Source organism: Bradyrhizobium sp. B117 (genome assembly GCF_038969555.1).
GTDB lineage: Bacteria > Pseudomonadota > Alphaproteobacteria > Rhizobiales > Xanthobacteraceae > Bradyrhizobium.
On the sequence record NZ_CP152414.1, the window covers coordinates 9,395,823 to 9,412,226 of the forward strand.

Sequence of the window (16,404 nt, forward strand, 5' to 3'; positions counted from 1 at the left end):
CAATCCAGGGTCTTTCCGCGGAGGCAGTCTGGATTGCTTCGCTGCGCTCGCAATGACGATGGGGCCGGCATCGAGGACCAACATGCACGCCAAGCTCCCGCACCCCTTCGACGACGCCACCCGCATCACCGCGGGTGACTCGAGCTGGCAGGGGCACACCAGCGACGACTACTGGGCCTTTGTCGGCCCGTTCGGCGGCGCCACCGCCGCGACCATTTTGCGCGCGCTGATCGAGCATCCGCAAGCCGCCGGCGATCCGCTGGCGCTGACCGTCAATTACTGCGCGCCGATCGCCAAGGGCCCGTTCGATCTCGACATAAGGCTGGTGAAGGCCAATCGCTCCAGCCAGCACTGGAGCGTCGAACTGTCGCAGGGCGGCGGCGAGGTCGCGACGCTCGCCACCGCCGTGTTCGCCGAGCGCCGGCCGTCCTGGGAGCACAGGGTGGCCAAGGTCCCGGACGCAAAGCCGTTCGAGCAGACGCTGCCGTTCCCGAAGATCCAGGCGTCCTGGGCCAACCAGTATGAATTCCGCTTCGTCGAAGGCGAGATGCGCATCGGCCCGCCGCAAGCGGAATTCGCCAGCACCTACTCAAAGCTCTGGATCAGCGACCGCGAGCCGCGCAGGCTCGACATGCCCTCGCTGATGTCGATGTCGGACGCGTTCTTCGGCCGCATCTTCCACGCGCGGCGCGAGCTGGTCCCGTTCGGCACGGTGTCGCTGACGACCTATTTCCACACCGACAGCGACGAGCTCGCCGCAGAGGACATCACCCGCGTGCTGGCGACGGTGGATTCGAAGATCATGCACAAGAGCTACGCCGACCAGAACGCCGAGCTGTGGTCGCCGAACGGCAGGCTGCTCGCGACCACGACGCAGATCGCGTATTTCAAGGCGTAGCTGTTTCCACAAACTCGTCATTGCGAGGAGCGTAGCGACGAAGCAATCCAGACTGTCTCCGCGGAGAAATTCTGGATTGCTTCGCTGCGCTCGCAATGACGCGTGGAGAGATCTTGCTACAAACAAGAAGGGCGGCCTTGCGGCCGCCCTTTTGCATTGAAGACGGAGCGATTACTCGGCCGCGAGCTTCACGTCCGGAGCGGCGGCGCGCACCTCGGCGTCGACCTGGGCTTCGAACTTGGCAAAGTTCTTCTGGAACATGCCGACCAGCGCGCGGGCGGTCTTGTCGAACTCGTCCTTGTCCTTCCAGGTGTTGACCGGGTTGAGGATCTCGGCGGGCACGCCCGGCAGCGCGGTCGGGACCGCGAAGCCGAAATATTTGTCGGTGCGGAATTCGACGTTGCGAAGCGAGCCATCGAGCGCGGCGGTGAGCAGCGCGCGGGTCACCTTGATCGGCATGCGCGAGCCGGTGCCGTACTTGCCGCCGGTCCATCCCGTATTGACCAGCCAGCAATCGACATTGTGCTGGGCGATGAGGTCACGCAGCATGTTGCCGTAAACGCTGGGGTCGAGCGGCAGGAAGGGCGAGCCGAAGCAGGTCGAGAATTCCGGCTGCGGCTCGTTGCCGAGGCCGCGCTCGGTGCCGGCGACCTTGGCGGTGTAGCCGGAGAGGAAGTGATACATCGCCTGCGCGGGCGAGAGCTTTGCGATCGGCGGCATCACGCCGAAGGCGTCGGCGGCGAGCATCACCACGTTCTTCGGCTGCGGCGCGCGGCCGGTGCGCGAGGCGTTCGGGATGAAGTCGAGCGGATAGGCCGAGCGCGTGTTCTCGGTCTTGGAGCCGTCGTCGAAGTCGACGACGCGGGTGTCCACGTCGAGCACGCAGTTCTCGAGCACCGCGCCGAAGCGGGTCGAGGCGGCGAAGATCTCGGGCTCGGCTTCCCGCGACAGCTTGATGCACTTGGCGTAGCAGCCGCCTTCGAAGTTGAAGACGCCGTTCGGGCCCCAGCCGTGCTCGTCGTCGCCGATCAGCGTGCGGTTCGGATCGGCCGACAGCGTGGTCTTGCCGGTGCCGGACAGCCCGAAGAAGATCGCGGTGTCGCCCTTGGCGCCGACATTGGCCGAGCAGTGCATCGGCATGACGCCACGCTCGGGCAGATAATAGTTCAGCGTGGTGAAGACCGACTTCTTCATCTCGCCGGCATAGTAGGAGCCGCCGATCAGCACGATCTTGCGGGCGAAGTCGATCGCGACGACGTTCTCCGAACGGCAGCCGTGACGCTTCGGATCGGCGCGGAAGCTCGGCATGTCGATGATGGTGAGCTCGGGCGTGAAGCTCGACAGCTCGACCGCCTCGGGGCGGATCAAGAGCGTGCGGATGAACAGCGAGTGCCAGGCGAGCTCGGTGAAGACGCGCGTCTTGATCCGGTAGGCCGGATCGGCGCCGCCGTAGAGATCCTGCGCGAACAGCGTCTTGCCTTCGGCGTGCTTGAGGAAGTCCTGGTAGAGCGTCTCGAACTGCTCTGCGGTGATCGACTGGTTGCCGGCCCACCACATCTTCTTGTCGGTGGTGGCGTCACGCACCGTGAACTTGTCCTTCGGGCTGCGGCCGGTGAATTCACCGGTGTCGGCGCACAGAGCGCCGTCGGCGGAGAGCACCGCCTCGCCCGCGGAGAGCGAGTATTGGTAGAGTTGCGGCGCACCGAGATTCCAATGAACCTGCTTGAGATTCCTTAAGCCGAATTTGTCGGCGCCGAAGGCACCGTTGCGCACGCCCGTCTCTTGCACGAAAAAATCCTCCTAGAACCCGCGACACTCAGCGCGGCCAAGCTTTGGCACCATCGCGGTCACCGTTAATAATAGACCATCCGGCCTCGGCTGGGCGACCTAATACTGATGAACGCTGGCGTTGCCAAGCCGATCCCGCAGGATTTGGTTTATTCAAGGACCGCGCCAAACGCCGCGCATGTCAGCTCTGAGCAGGCGCATCATAAAATCGCAAATGATCGCGCAACCAAATGCGTATTTCGGCGTTGTTCGAGGTTTTTGCGATGCACAACCTCGCGTGCGGCCTATCGTACCTCTCCTTCGCCGATGAGTGCGAACGGTCCCCACATGGCGGGGTAGGCATTGCGCGGTGACGAAGCGTCATCGACGTAGGTTAACATCGCGCGGCGCAAGGCTTCGGCTCGCCCGATCCTTGGTTCGTTTTTGAGCAGCTCGAAAGTCGACGTGGTCAGGCGGGTGGCAGCTTCCGAGTCCACCGCCCAATGCGAGACCAGCAGCGCGCGGGCGCCGGCATAGAAGAACGAGCGCGCCAGCCCCGACAGTGCCTCGGCGCCGGGCTTGTCGCCGGCGATCGTGTTGCACGCCGACAGCACCACCCAATCCGCATTGAGCTTGAGCTGGGCGACCTCGCTCGCGGTCAACAAGCCGTCGTCGAGGTCGGTGGGCTGATCGGGAATGGAGAGCGCAAGCGAAGGCTCACCCAGTCCCTTGATGTCGCCGGCAACGAGGCCGTGAGTGGCGAAGTAGATGATGCTGTATTGAGCAAGCGCTGCACGCTTCAGCGTCGTCTCGCTGGCGTCGCGGCCGAGATGGATGTCGGCATCGGTGGCACCGACATCCTTCGCCACCGCGTTCAACTCGTCGGCGGTGTCGGGCAGCTGCGGCAGCGCTTTCGCAAGCTGCGCACGATCGACGCCGGCACCGCGCCAGAAGTCGGTATAGGCGATGGTCGCAATGTTGCGCGCGGCGACCTTGCGGCTTGCGGCGCGCCGATCGGCCGGGCCTTCCAGCGCCGGGTTGAACACGGGATCGCCAAAGCCTGTCATCGGCTTGACGCCCTGATCCCGGCGCGCAACCGCGCGCAGGGATTTCAGGCTGATCACCGACGGCAGCACCGACACCGCCTGACGCCGCAGCAGCCAGGCGGCGCTGCGATAGCCTTCGAGCGTGTCCGGGATCGCAGCCTGCGGCTTCTCCGTGACCAGCAGGTGAAACGGCAACGCGGTGAGCGCCGCCGACGGCACCACCAGCAGGTTGCGCTTGTCTTTCGTCAGCGCCTCGACCGGGCCGAGCAGCGCGACATAGAGCTCGTTGGCAAGCGCAAGGTCGAACAGCCCCGATTTGCCGGAGCCATCGCGCGCCTTGCCGACGTCGAGACCCCTGCGGAATGCGGTGACCTTTTGCGTCAGCGCGTCCGCACCGACCGGAATCTCCTTCCAGTCGACGCCCTCACGCGTGATCGCGATGACATAGCTCTGCTTGTCGACGACGGAGTAGAGCACCATCGCCTCGTCGGCAGACAGCAAAGGCTGGATGTCCTTCAATGTCAGCGGCAGCGGATTGGACAGCGAGGCATAGTCGGGAAACTCGACCGCGAGCGTCTTCTGCAAGCCCGCACGTTCCTTCGCGATCGCAGCGATCCGCACGCGGCTGCGCTGCTCGGCGGCGAGATCGCGTTGGGCGGATTGCTTCGACACTGCGCTGACGATCGCCTTGTCGAGCGCTTCGGTCTCGGCCGCGAGGTCCTGGTCCTTGCGCACGAGCTCGGCGAGCCGGTCGCTGCCTGCGGCGAGCCGGACCGCAAGCTTGTTCACGGCGGAGGCGGCCGAGGATTGCGTGCCGCGCTGGATCGCGGCCAGCGCCTCATCCAGCGCCTTGTCGTCTGGCAGCAGGGATTGCTGGCGCGCGGCGAACAGGATCGGCAACACCACACGCAGTTGCGCGCGGTTGGCCGCGAGCGTCTTTTCGGCGAGCGGCAGCGCATCGGCAGTTCGTCCCGACACCTGAAGGAAGGCGGCAAGATTGCTGGTCGAGGTCGCTACGTCGGGATTGTCAGGTCCGAGCGCACGCTCGCGGATCGCGAGCGCGCGGCGATAAAGCGGCTCGGCCTCGGCATAGCGCTGCTCGTGCTGATAGAGCCCCGCGAGGTTGTTCAGCGAGCGAGCCACGTCCGGATGATCCGGTCCAAGCACCTTCTCGCGGATTGCGAGCGAGCGCTTGATCGGCGCTTCGGCCTCGGCATCGCGGTTGAGATCGCGGTCGACCTGGCCGATGTTGTTCAGGACCGTGGCGACCGCGGGATGTTCAGGGCCAGCGACCTTCTGATAGATCGCGAGCGCCCGCTGGAACAGCGGTTCGGCCTCGGCCTGCCGTTCCTGCTTCACATAGAGCGTGGCGAGATTGTTGAGGGCCCGGCCAACATCAGGATGCTCCCGCGATAGGCCCTTTTCGCTGACGGCCAGCGCGCGCTTGAACAGCGGCTCGGCTTCAGCGAAGCGGCCCTGGCGCTGATAGAGCGCCGCGAGATTGGTCAACTCCGCCGAAACCAGTGGCGTTTCGAGGCCGAGCGCCTTTTCCATCAGCGCGATGGCACGCTTGTAGAGCGGCTCGGCGAGATCATCCCGCCCCTGACCGGCATAGACCTGGCCGAGATTGTTGAGCGCGGCGGCGAGCTCGCGGCCGTTGTCACTCTCCAGGCGCGCGGCCATGCCTTGCGCGAGCGGCAGCGCTTCCGAATATTTGCCGGCACTGATGAGCGCGTTGATCCGCGCGCTTTCCGCGGCAAGGCCCTTCTGAGCAAGACCGGGGGTGGCAAGCGATATCGTGGTCGCGAGCGCCAAACCCGCAACCAGCGTCAAACGACGGCGTGTCATGAACCCTCTCGCGGCCGAACCATTACGGTCTTGGGTCGCAGCGATGGGGGGCAGCGTTCAAATCGTTGCGCTTCAGTCCACTCTTGTGCGCGCTTCCCCAGCGAGGCGGACCAGCATCTTGCGCAGGCCCGCGCCGTCGGTCACGCGCTCCGGAAAATCCAGCCGAAGCGCCGTCTGGCCGTCCTGCATGTCGAGACCCTCGGGGTCGCAGCCGGTGCAGCGCCAGTCGCCGGCGGGGGCGCCGAGGAGCTTTGTTGCATAGAGACCCATGGCATCGCGATGGTCGGCATTCATGTGCTCGACGGCTCCCTCCTCCGCGGCGAGCAGATCCTCGGCGCCCGCGAGGTCGGTGAGGAACTGTTCGGGCTTGAGGTCGACGATCCGGCCGAAACCGGCAACCAGATGGGTTCCCGTCGGGCGGATCCGGAAGAAGGAGAAATCCTTAAACGAAACAAAAGCTTCCGCGGACGGATGGGCCTTGAGATACCGTCGCTGGAGGAGATCCTTGTCCGCTCCCGCCGCTTCGGCCCGGCCCGACAGCATGATCCGGGCACCCTCCAGGGGATCGCCGGCGGCACGCTCGTCCAGCATCAGGGAGACCCGGCCATCGGCCAGGATGTTCCTGGTGTGCACGGCCAGACCCGAGATCAGCAGGATCGGCGAGCCATCCGGGTGGCTCGCCAGATTGACCAGGGAACAATAGGGATCGCCGGAGCCCGCCATCAACGTTGCGAGAGCGCCCTGCCGCGAGCGCCGCAGCAGCGATTTGGCGAGCTTTTCGGGAGCGAAATCGGGGGTGGGTTGCATCGGCTTTCTCGGCTCAGGTGGTTGCAAGGTGGGTCTTTTTTCGGGTAAACGGGGGTCTGGTTATGGGTCGAGATGCGGCGAATCTGCCGTGTTTCGTGGAACTTGGTCACACTTCAGCCCAGCTTGCATTGCTCGGTGACAAGGTTCGTACGCCACTTCGGCACCCATGTATGCGGCGCATCACTGGATTGCTCGCCGTTTCAAGCCACGACCCAAACGGAAAGCAGAAAGCAGAGGCTCATGCCCACAATCGCTTTGGTCGACGACGACCGCAACATTCTCACATCCGTCTCGATCGCGCTGGAAGCCGAAGGCTACCGCATCATGACCTACACCGACGGTGCCTCCGCGCTTGACGGCTTCCGCACCACCCAGCCCGATCTTGCCATCCTCGACATCAAGATGCCGCGCATGGACGGCATGGAGACGCTGCGCCGCCTGCGCCAGAAGTCCGACCTGCCGGTGATCTTCCTGACGTCCAAGGACGAGGAGATCGACGAGCTGTTCGGCCTCAAGATGGGCGCCGACGATTTCATCCGCAAACCGTTCTCGCAGCGCCTGCTGGTCGAGCGCGTCAAGGCGGTGCTGCGCCGCTCGGCGCCGAAGGACCCGACCGTCGCGCCGAAGGAGAACGACGACAAGGCGCTCGATCGCGGCCTTTTGCGCATGGACCCCGAACGTCACACCTGCACCTGGAAGAACGAGCCGGTGACGCTGACCGTCACGGAATTCCTGATCCTGCAGGCGCTCGCGACCCGGCCCGGCGTGGTGAAGAGCCGCAACGCGCTGATGGATGCGGCCTATGACGACCAGGTCTATGTCGACGACCGCACCATCGACAGCCACATCAAGCGGCTGCGCAAGAAGTTCAAGGTGGTCGACAACGAGTTCGAGATGATCGAGACGCTGTACGGCGTCGGCTACCGTTTCAAGGAAGCCTGAGACTCAGCGCGCCTTCGCGAAAGATTGAGAGCATCGCCGGTTCTCGTTGCATCGGGACCGGGATCGCTCCAAGGCGCGATCGGAACGGCGCTTTGGATTGTTGCTTGAGGATAATCCTTCCGGAAAACCGCTGCACACTTTTCCGGATCATGTTCTAGGATGCGAGGACCCTTCGCACGAGATGCCTAACGCGGGCGTAAGCATTGCTTGACCGAACGCAGCCTGACGAGAACCAGAACGCCGGGGATATCGGATCCGACGGCGTTCCGGAGCACGTTGCCGACGACAAGTCGGCCGCGCAGGGCTGGCGGCCGCTGAACTGGCTGAAGCGCGCCGGGCAGTTCTTTTTCGCGCTGTCCTTCTCGAGCCTGACCCGCCGCATCGTCTCGCTCAACCTCGCCGGCCTCGTCGCGCTCGTGGCGAGCATCCTGTACCTGTCGCAATTCCGCGCCGGCCTGATCGACGCGCGCGCGCAGAGCCTGCTGGTGCAGGGCGAGATCATCGCCGGCGCGATCGCGGCCTCCGCGACCGTGCAGACCAACGCCATCACCATCGATCCCGACCGCCTGCTCGACCTCAAGACCGGCGACAGCTATGGCGGGACCGACGATTCGCTCGATTTCCCGATCAACCCGGAGCGCGTGGCGCCGGTGTTGCGCACGCTGATCTCGCCGACCAAGACCCGCGCCCGGATCTTCGATCCCTACGGGACGTTGCTGCTCGACAGCCGTGACCTCGACAACGTGCTGAGCTTCCCGCTGCCGCCGCCGTCGCAGAAGCCGGGCCTCGTTGAACGCGGCATGGTCGCGATCCGCACCTGGCTGAACCGCGGCGACCTGCCGCTGTATCGCGAGCTCGGGCGCGAGAACGGCAATGGCTATGCGGAAGTGAGCGACGCGCTCCAGGGGCAGAAGCGCTCGATGGTGCGGGTCAATTCGCGCGGCGAGGTGATCGTCTCGGTCGCCGTGCCCGTGCTGCGCTCCCGTGCCATCCATGGTGCGCTGATGCTCTCGACCCAGGGCGACGAAATCGACCAGATGGTGACCGCGGAGCGCCTCGCCATCCTGAAAGTCGGCGGCGTCGCCGCCGCCGTCATGATCATGCTGTCGCTGCTGCTCGCGAGCACGATCGCCGGGCCGGTGCGCCGGCTCGCCGACAGCGCCGAGCGCGTCCGCCGGCGCATCAGGGCCCGCATCGAGATTCCCGACTTCACCCGCCGCCGCGACGAGATCGGCCACCTCTCCGGCGCGCTGCGCGACATGACCAGCGCGCTGTACAGCCGCATGGAGGCGATCGAGATGTTCGCCGCCGACGTCGCCCACGAATTGAAGAACCCGCTGACCTCGCTGCGCTCCGCGGTCGAGACGCTGCCCCTGGCGCGCAACGAGAACAGCCGCGCGCGCCTGCTCGAGGTGATCGAGCACGACGTCAAGCGGCTCGACCGCCTGATCTCCGACATCTCCGACGCCAGCCGTCTCGATGCCGAGCTCCAGCGTCAGGATGCGATCCCGGTCGATCTGCGCCGCCTGCTGACGACGCTCGTCTCCGTCGCCAACGAGACCAAGCTCGGCCACGACGTCGCGGTCGAGACGCGGTTCGAGGGCCGCGGCCCGACCGACACCTTTGCCGTGACCGGCCACGATTCGCGGCTGGGACAGGTGGTCTCGAACCTGCTCTCCAACGCGCAGTCGTTCTCGGAAGCCGGCAACAAGGTGCGCCTCACCTGCCGCCGCGTGCGCGGAGAGATCGAGATCGTGGTCGACGATGACGGCCCCGGCATCCGCGACGACGCGCTGGAGCGCATCTTCGAGCGCTTCTACACCGACCGGCCCCATCAGGGCTTTGGCCAGAACTCCGGCCTCGGGCTGTCGATCTCCAAGCAGATCGTCGATGCCCATGGCGGACGGATCTGGGCCGAGAACCGTGCGGGCCCGGTGGACGAGGACGGCGCACCGACCGTCGCCGGCGCGCGCTTCGTGGTGAGACTGCCGGCGCTATGAGCGACGGCGGGCCCAGCATTCACGCCTCCGCAGTCAAGGTCGGGACTCTGGCGGTGCTGATCCGCGGTCCGTCGGGCTCCGGCAAGTCGCGCCTCGCCTTCGATCTGATCATGGCGGGGCGATCGGGCGTCGTCGAACGCGCCATTCTGGTCGGCGACGACCGTGTCCATCTGGCGACAGTCGGCCAGGAAATTGAAGTCCGCCCCGCGCCGACTCTGGCCGGCCTCATCGAGATCCGGGGCCTCGGAATCCGACGCTGCGACTTCGTGGAGCGTGCGACCGTCGGCCTCGTGGTCGATCTGGACGCCGAGGACGCCGAACGGCTGCCTCGGGCCGAATCGTTGAAAACCAGCATTTTTGGTGTCGAAATACCGCGAATCCCCGTGGGCCGCGACTATTCGCCCCTCCCTTTGGTTGTTGCGGGCTTGACCACTACCAAGAGTTAACCTTCTGCTAAGCCCTGAGGCGATTGTTTGAAGGGAAATGGTAACCATATGAACCCCACTATCGCGGCCGAGTAGACCGGCGCAGCTCCCCTCATCCATCCGTCTAGATTCAGGGAGATACGCAACATCCCCTCTTGCGCGGGGGCTCTGGATGGTCAAAGTGGCGCGTTCGTGCGGTGCACCAAAAGCGCCCGCGAGGAGTTTTCCGATGATTGGTCTAGTACTTGTGACCCACGGGCGCCTTGCCGATGAATTCAAGGCAGCGCTTGAGCATGTCATGGGCCCACAAAAGCAAATCGAAGCGATCACGATCGGCGCCGAAGATGATTCCGATCTCTGCCGAAGCGACATCATCGAAGCGGTTAACCGCGTCGATTCCGGCGACGGCGTTGCGATCCTCACCGACATGTTCGGCGGCACGCCGTCCAACCTTGCGATTTCCTGCATGAGCCGGCCCAAGGTCGAAGTGCTCGCGGGCATCAACCTTCCCATGCTGGTGAAGCTTGCCAAGGTGCGCGAAGAGCGTTCGCTGCCCGACGCGATCGCGATGGCCCAGGAAGCGGGCCGCAAATACGTCACCATCGCCAGCCGCGTGCTCGCCGGCAAATGAGCGAAGAGGCGCCACAAGCGGGGACGGGCGTGCCCGCGAGCGCGATTTCCAAAGAGCTTCTGATCATCAACAAGCGCGGACTGCATGCCCGCGCTTCCGCGAAATTCGTCCAGGCAGTCGAGCGTTTCGACGCGCAAGTCTGGGTGACGCGCGGCGGCGAGACCGTCGGCGGCACCTCGATCATGGGCCTGATGATGCTCGCTGCCGGGCCTGGCACGACGATCACCGTGGCGGCGGCGGGAGCGGAAGCGGAAGCCGCGTTGGCGGCGATCACCGAGCTCGTTGAGAGCAAGTTCAACGAGGAAGGGGTCTGACCCACGCGCTCAGTTCCGTAGGGTGGGCAAAGGCGCGACGCGCCGTGCCCACCATTTCTCGATAATCGCAACAGTTGGTGGGCACGCTTCGCTTTGCCCACCCTACGCACTACGGCCCTTCGCTCACTTCGCCGGCGGGGCGATGTAGATATTCCAGCTCATCGACGGGCCGGCCTTGCCGTGGGTGAAGCGGCGCGTGGTCATCACGATGCGCTCGGCGTTCGGTGCGACCTCGGAGACCCATTTCTCGAACGCCGGCAGGCGGCCGTCGGTCGGGTCGAACACGCCGATGAAGCCGTACTTTTTGACGTCGTCGCGCGAGGTCAGCCCGGAATCCCAGGCCTCTAGGGGCAGCAGCGCTGACGGATGATCCTGGCTGTAGAACACCAGCGGCTGGATCTGTTCCATCGTGCCGGCCACGACGGCCCAGCGCGAGCCGAAGCGGGTGTGCCAGGCCTGGGTCAATTCGCGCGCGAGCTCCGAGCGCGCGCCATAGATCGCAGCGTTGCCGGCATTGGCCGCCATCTCGCGCGCGGCGATCCAGGGCGAAGCCATGAGCGTGGCGATGCTGAGCACGAGCCAGATCGCGGCGATGTTGAACAGCACCGCGCTCTGCACCCGCAGCGCGGGGATCGCAACCAGCGCCAGCGGCACCAGGAAGAACAGCGAGATGCCCCAGTCCGTCTTCATGTAGATGCTGAAGGCGAGCGCGCCGAGCGGCGGGCCGACCGCGACGATGATCTGGACGATCCAGACATTCAGCGCCTGCGAAACATTGACGCCTGGATTTTTGCCGCGCGCCCAGGCCCGCGTGACGATGAGGAGCGGCGCGCGCGCAAGCAGCTTGAGCCACGGCGGCACCAGCACCATCGCCAGTGCGGCGAGCGCCACGGGCAGCGCCAACAAGGCGACATTGTGCAAGGCATAGCCGGTCACGAGCTGATGCACGAGGCCGGCGTCCTCGAGGCTGTAGGTGTCGCCGGCATAGGTCAGCGGCACGAAATGCGCCTCCGCCAGCCAGACGACGTGCGGGATCATCGCCACCACCATCGTCGCGATCCCCACCCACGGCGCCGGCGACAGCAGAAATTTCATGCGCTCCGGATGGATCAGCGCGGCAAGGCCGATGGCACCGATCATGGTCAGCACCCAGTATTTGGTCATCAGCGCCAGCGCGCCGGCAAGGCCGAGCCAGATGCCGGATTGCCACGTCCGCTTCTCGAAGGCGTTGAGATAAGCGAGCACCAGCAGCGGCAGCGTGACGAGCTGGAGCAAATCCGCGTTGTACTTGAAACCCTTGAAATTGAAGATCGGGTAGAGCGCGACCATCACCACGACCAGGAACGCGCGCCGCGCATCCACCACGCGCAAGGCGATCAGCCAGCAGATCACCATGCCGACGCCGTCGGTCGCCATCGCCAGCGCATAGGTCGCCCAGTCCGCCGCCGGGAACACCTTGAACCAGAGCCCGGCGACCCAGCCCGACAGCGGCGGGTGCTTGCCGTAGCCCCAGAGGAATTGCTGGCCCCAACCATAGGCTTCTGCGACGTCCATATGAACGTCCTGCGCTGCCTTGAGATTGATCAGGATGAAGGTCCAGAGCACCGCATGCAGGATGGCGAACTGGATCACCAGCCACAGCCGCGCCTCCGGGCGGATCGCGCAGGCGACCAGCCAGGACCGGAAACGGTTGTAGCTCAAGCGGGTCTTCGCCCGCGCTCTGGCCGTGGGAAGAGAGGTGGTCGACATGGCCCGCTTGCTAGCGCGTTTTGGCCCCGCTTGGAATCAGCTTGGCGTGAACAAAGACCCTGAAAATACAGCAATATGGTTGCCGCACGGGGATGTGAGTGGTATCCCGCGCCCATGACGACCGTCCCCATTTCCAACATCCGCAATTTCTCCATCGTCGCCCATATCGACCATGGCAAATCGACGCTGGCCGACCGCCTGATCCAGATGACCGGCGGTCTCTCCGACCGCGAGATGGCGGGCAAGGAGCAGGTGCTCGATTCCATGGACATCGAGCGCGAGCGCGGTATCACCATCAAGGCGCAGACGGTGCGCCTGTCCTACCGCGCCAAGGACGGCAAGGATTACATCTTCAACCTGATGGACACGCCCGGCCATGTCGACTTCGCCTACGAGGTCTCGCGGTCGCTGGCGGCCTGCGAGGGTTCCCTGCTCGTCGTCGACGCCAGCCAGGGCGTCGAAGCGCAGACCCTCGCCAACGTCTACCAGGCGCTCGACAACAATCACGAGATCGTCCCGGTCCTGAACAAGGTCGACCTGCCCGCGGCCGAGCCGGAGAAGATCAAGCAGCAGATCGAGGACGTCATCGGCATCGATGCCTCGGACGCGGTGATGATCTCGGCCAAGACCGGCCTCGGCGTTCCCGACGTGCTGGAAGCCATCGTCACCCGCCTGCCGCCGCCGAAGGGCGATCGCGACGCGACGCTCAAGGCGCTGCTGGTCGACAGCTGGTACGACGTCTATCTCGGCGTCGTCGTGCTGATCCGCGTCGTCGACGGCGTCATGAAGAAGGGTAGCCGCGTGCGCATGATGGGTACGGGCGCGGCCTACGACGTCGAGCGCGTCGGCTTCTTCACGCCGAAGATGCAGCAGGTCGAGGAGCTCGGCCCCGGCGAGATCGGCTTCATCACCGCCGCGATCAAGGAAGTCGCCGACACCCGCGTCGGCGACACCATCACCGACGACAGGAAGCCGGTCGCGGACATGCTCCCGGGCTTCAAGCCGGCGATCCCCGTGGTGTTCTGCGGCCTGTTCCCGGTCGATGCCGACGACTTCGAGACGCTGCGCGCCGCGATGGGCAAGCTGCGCCTCAACGATGCCAGCTTCTCCTTCGAGATGGAAACCTCCGCCGCGCTCGGCTTCGGCTTCCGCTGCGGCTTCCTCGGCTTGCTCCACCTCGAGATCATCCAGGAGCGGCTGTCGCGCGAGTTCGATCTCAACCTGATCGCGACCGCGCCGAGCGTCATCTACAAGATGAAGCTCACCGACGGCACCGAGCTCGAGATCCACAATCCCGTCGACATGCCCGACGTGGTCAAGATCGCCGAGATCGACGAGCCCTGGATCGAGGCGACGATCCTCACGCCGGACGAATATCTCGGCAGCGTCCTGAAGCTGTGCCAGGACCGCCGCGGCGCGCAGAAGGAGCTCACTTACGTCGGCTCCCGCGCCATGGTGAAATACGACCTGCCGCTCAACGAGGTCGTGTTCGACTTCTACGACCGCCTGAAGTCGGTCTCCAAGGGCTATGCCTCGTTCGACTATCATCTCACCGACTACAAGCCGGCCGACCTCGTCAAGATGCAGATCCTGGTCAATGCCGAGCCGGTCGATGCGCTCTCGATGCTGGTGCACCGCACCCGCGCGGAGGGCCGCGGCCGCGCCATGGTCGAGAAGATGAAGGAGCTGATCCCGCCGCACATGTTCCAGATCCCGATCCAGGCGGCGATCGGCGGCAAGGTGATCGCGCGCGAGACGGTGCGCGCGCTGCGCAAGGACGTCACCGCAAAGTGCTACGGCGGCGACATCACGCGTAAGCGCAAGCTTCTGGAGAAGCAGAAGGAAGGCAAGAAGAAGATGCGGCAGTTCGGCAAGGTCGACATCCCGCAGGAAGCCTTCATCGCCGCGCTGAAGGTGGACAGCTGAGGCGGGGGCAGGCTGTTCTCCGGCCGCGCGAACCGCGCCTCAGACAAAACCGCGAAAACAACCCCATGCACAGTAGCCGGCCCCTTGGCGGGACTACGGTTTTTCGATTTTAGCGAAATCGACTTGACCCGTCGGGCAAAACACTGGCATGATGGCACCATCGCGCCGTGTGGGACGCAGGCGTCCATCCAACGAAAGGGCCCACGATGATCCGGGGCGCTTAGAGCGGTCGAGCCTCGCGTCGTATCCGCTGGCGGCCCAAGCGAGGCCGCAGCAGGCCATTGCCGTCGCCGCCAACGGCTCATCGCGTCCTGGGGACAAGATCTGAAAACAGGCCTCTGTGCGCCAGGCGCCATTAGGCGATTTCGGTTTCTACGAATCCAATCTGACGCGTCCGGCAAGAGCACCGCCAGGATGGCAGCAGCGCATGGTGTGTGGTGCAGGGTCGTCGGCGCGCGACACCTCGACGCGGATGGGCAGGCCTCATCTCGATGTCCAGGCGCCACATCCGATGATCGTTTAGGGGCGTGTACTCATAAAGGCAGCGTCAGCCGCTGATGACCAAGCGGAAAGCATCTGCTCAGGTTAAGCTTCACTGCTTTTGACCCCAAGCCGAATAGGACTGCCGCCGCTGGATGCAAACATTACCGAACCAATGATCGGCGCTCCTCGGCATTTCTTCGGGGATAGGGCGGGGTGTCTAGAAAGTTCTGTCGTTTGCAACTAACAGATGATAGAATGTCATCTCAATGAAGGGGCGAAGCATGCGCTTGGTATCTGCCCTTTTGTCGGTCGCTAACGCTCTCACCGAGCGAGAGCGGCTTGCGGGCGCCCACACCATTTCAGACGGTTCCAGAAGAATTGAAATGCCCACTCGCGAGGAGGGCCGGGCTTACTTTCGTCGGAGTTTTATACATGCCGGATCTCGAAACAATTTCAGATAGCGCCAGTAAAATTATTCAACTTATCTCAGTCTCACCTGAAAGTACCCTGCTGACGATCTTTGGGTTCGGGCTTCTGATCGTAGCAGGCATTCTGGCCTATTGGACGCCGCAGACCAAGTCCGCACTTATTGTGAGCCTGATAGGTGGCATTCTCTTCGCAGCTGCTGGACCAAGTGTCGCCCTTCTGAAAGTGGAAAAGAATACAATAAGGAAAATGGACGCCGGCCGGACGTTCAGGAATTTGCACGACAACGCAGAAGTAAAGTATGTCGTTCGCCTGATCTCCTACGATCCCCAACTAGAGGCAGGGCTCGCGATTGATCGGTTGACCAACCTGGGGGCTCCAGATCAGCTATATTCGTTCGTCGCCGACTACGATGAGCTCGTTGGTTATAATGTGATCGACGCGTTGGCGAAGACTGGACAGAGCACGCACAATATCAAGCAAGTCTCAGCGATAATTTTTCCTCTAACCACGCCCATATTTCCGGCGAACGCTCTCGGGCTCTTGCAAGTGATTGTAGACGTCGAAAAGCGTGGAGGAATACAAACTCAACTCAAGAAGAAGCTTTTGGATGGCACTGGCGCCTTCGACGAGGAAGCAATGAAAAAGTTGGTGGCCAGAACCAGTATCGATTCCTATCGATGGCTCAACTATAAGGATAGCTACCCACGCTATTGCGAATTGGCTCACGAATTTCAATGCGGCGGGGGTGATCCCACTTATTCAGCGAAGGCATACATCGGAACTCTCTCCAAGGATTGGCACCCTCTCGGGTTCTCCATAAGACATCCAAATGGTCCGCCGGACGATCGGTGCAAACAGCTTTCCCCCCAAAAGTACTGCTATGATTGGGAAACGACCGAACGTGAATACCGAGATCAAATTGGAAGTCGTGTCTTCCTGATCAGAAATCTGGAGATAAGCAAGATATCTGGTCGGATCATGATCGACTTCGATCAGCCGGCTCAGCAGGTGATTCCTGACATCGGTGCTCGCTAAAATAGCGGCTGAAAGCCCACCGTTCTCGCCCGGATGCCGGCAAATCCGCTCAAGGGACGCGAACTAGTTGCGCATGTGACGCACTTCCGCTTGTGGCCGATTGT

The 16,404-nt window shown here is 63.8% G+C and carries 11 protein-coding genes and 1 pseudogene; 8 read left to right on the forward strand and 4 right to left on the reverse strand.

Going from position 1 to position 16,404, the window contains the following annotated elements:
* The first annotated feature begins 82 nt into the window (after positions 1–82).
* Positions 83–898, forward strand: coding sequence for a thioesterase family protein (locus tag AAFG16_RS44635; RefSeq protein WP_342735492.1), 816 nt, complete (start codon positions 83–85; stop codon positions 896–898).
* A 171-nt stretch (positions 899–1,069) separates the two neighbouring features.
* Here the strand turns inward: AAFG16_RS44635 and AAFG16_RS44640 are convergent, their stop codons facing one another.
* From AAFG16_RS44640 to AAFG16_RS44650, 3 genes are all read right to left on the reverse strand, one after another.
* On the reverse strand, positions 1,070–2,686 hold the full coding sequence (locus AAFG16_RS44640; protein WP_283082508.1) for a phosphoenolpyruvate carboxykinase: 1,617 nt from the start codon (positions 2,684–2,686) through the stop codon (positions 1,070–1,072).
* A 284-nt stretch (positions 2,687–2,970) separates the two neighbouring features.
* Positions 2,971–5,559 (reverse strand): CHAT domain-containing tetratricopeptide repeat protein, encoded by a 2,589-nt coding sequence (locus AAFG16_RS44645; RefSeq protein WP_342735494.1) that lies wholly within the window; start codon positions 5,557–5,559, stop codon positions 2,971–2,973.
* Positions 5,560–5,631: 72 nt separating this feature from the next.
* Positions 5,632–6,366, reverse strand: coding sequence for a DUF2470 domain-containing protein (locus AAFG16_RS44650; protein WP_342735496.1), 735 nt, complete (start codon positions 6,364–6,366; stop codon positions 5,632–5,634).
* Between the two features lie 240 nt (positions 6,367–6,606).
* Between AAFG16_RS44650 and AAFG16_RS44655 the strand changes: the two genes are divergently transcribed.
* The 5 genes and pseudogenes from AAFG16_RS44655 (at position 6,607) to AAFG16_RS44675 (ending at position 10,678) form a co-directional block, all read left to right on the forward strand.
* Positions 6,607–7,308: a response regulator transcription factor gene (locus tag AAFG16_RS44655; RefSeq protein WP_342735498.1), complete on the forward strand. Its 702-nt coding sequence runs from the start codon at positions 6,607–6,609 to the stop codon at positions 7,306–7,308.
* Between the two features lie 203 nt (positions 7,309–7,511).
* Entirely contained in the window at positions 7,512–9,308 is a 1,797-nt protein-coding gene (locus AAFG16_RS44660) for a sensor histidine kinase (RefSeq protein WP_342735500.1), read from the forward strand.
* Positions 9,305–9,772 (forward strand): annotated as a pseudogene (locus AAFG16_RS44665) (HPr kinase/phosphatase C-terminal domain-containing protein). Before AAFG16_RS44660 ends, AAFG16_RS44665 begins: the two are co-directional and overlap by 4 nt.
* Before the next feature lie 190 nt (positions 9,773–9,962).
* A complete protein-coding gene (locus AAFG16_RS44670; RefSeq protein WP_024339151.1) occupies positions 9,963–10,364 on the forward strand; it encodes a PTS sugar transporter subunit IIA in 402 nt (133 codons plus the stop codon).
* Positions 10,361–10,678, forward strand: coding sequence for an HPr family phosphocarrier protein (locus AAFG16_RS44675; protein WP_283082512.1), 318 nt, complete (start codon positions 10,361–10,363; stop codon positions 10,676–10,678). The genes AAFG16_RS44670 and AAFG16_RS44675 overlap by 4 nt, the downstream gene beginning before the upstream one ends.
* Positions 10,679–10,801: 123 nt before the next feature.
* On the opposite strand, the gene AAFG16_RS44680 is transcribed toward AAFG16_RS44675, so the two are convergent.
* Positions 10,802–12,427: a glycosyltransferase family 39 protein gene (locus AAFG16_RS44680; RefSeq protein WP_342735502.1), complete on the reverse strand. Its 1,626-nt coding sequence runs from the start codon at positions 12,425–12,427 to the stop codon at positions 10,802–10,804.
* 114 nt (positions 12,428–12,541) lie between these two features.
* On the opposite strand from AAFG16_RS44680, the gene lepA reads away from it, so the two are divergent.
* Together lepA and AAFG16_RS44690 are read left to right on the forward strand one after the other, a co-directional pair.
* Complete coding sequence (gene lepA / locus AAFG16_RS44685; RefSeq protein ID WP_283082514.1) at positions 12,542–14,353, forward strand: translation elongation factor 4; 1,812 nt, start codon at positions 12,542–12,544, stop codon at positions 14,351–14,353.
* 915 nt (positions 14,354–15,268) lie between these two features.
* A complete protein-coding gene (locus AAFG16_RS44690; protein WP_342735504.1) occupies positions 15,269–16,300 on the forward strand; it encodes a hypothetical protein in 1,032 nt (343 codons plus the stop codon).
* The last annotated feature ends 104 nt before the right edge of the window (positions 16,301–16,404 follow it).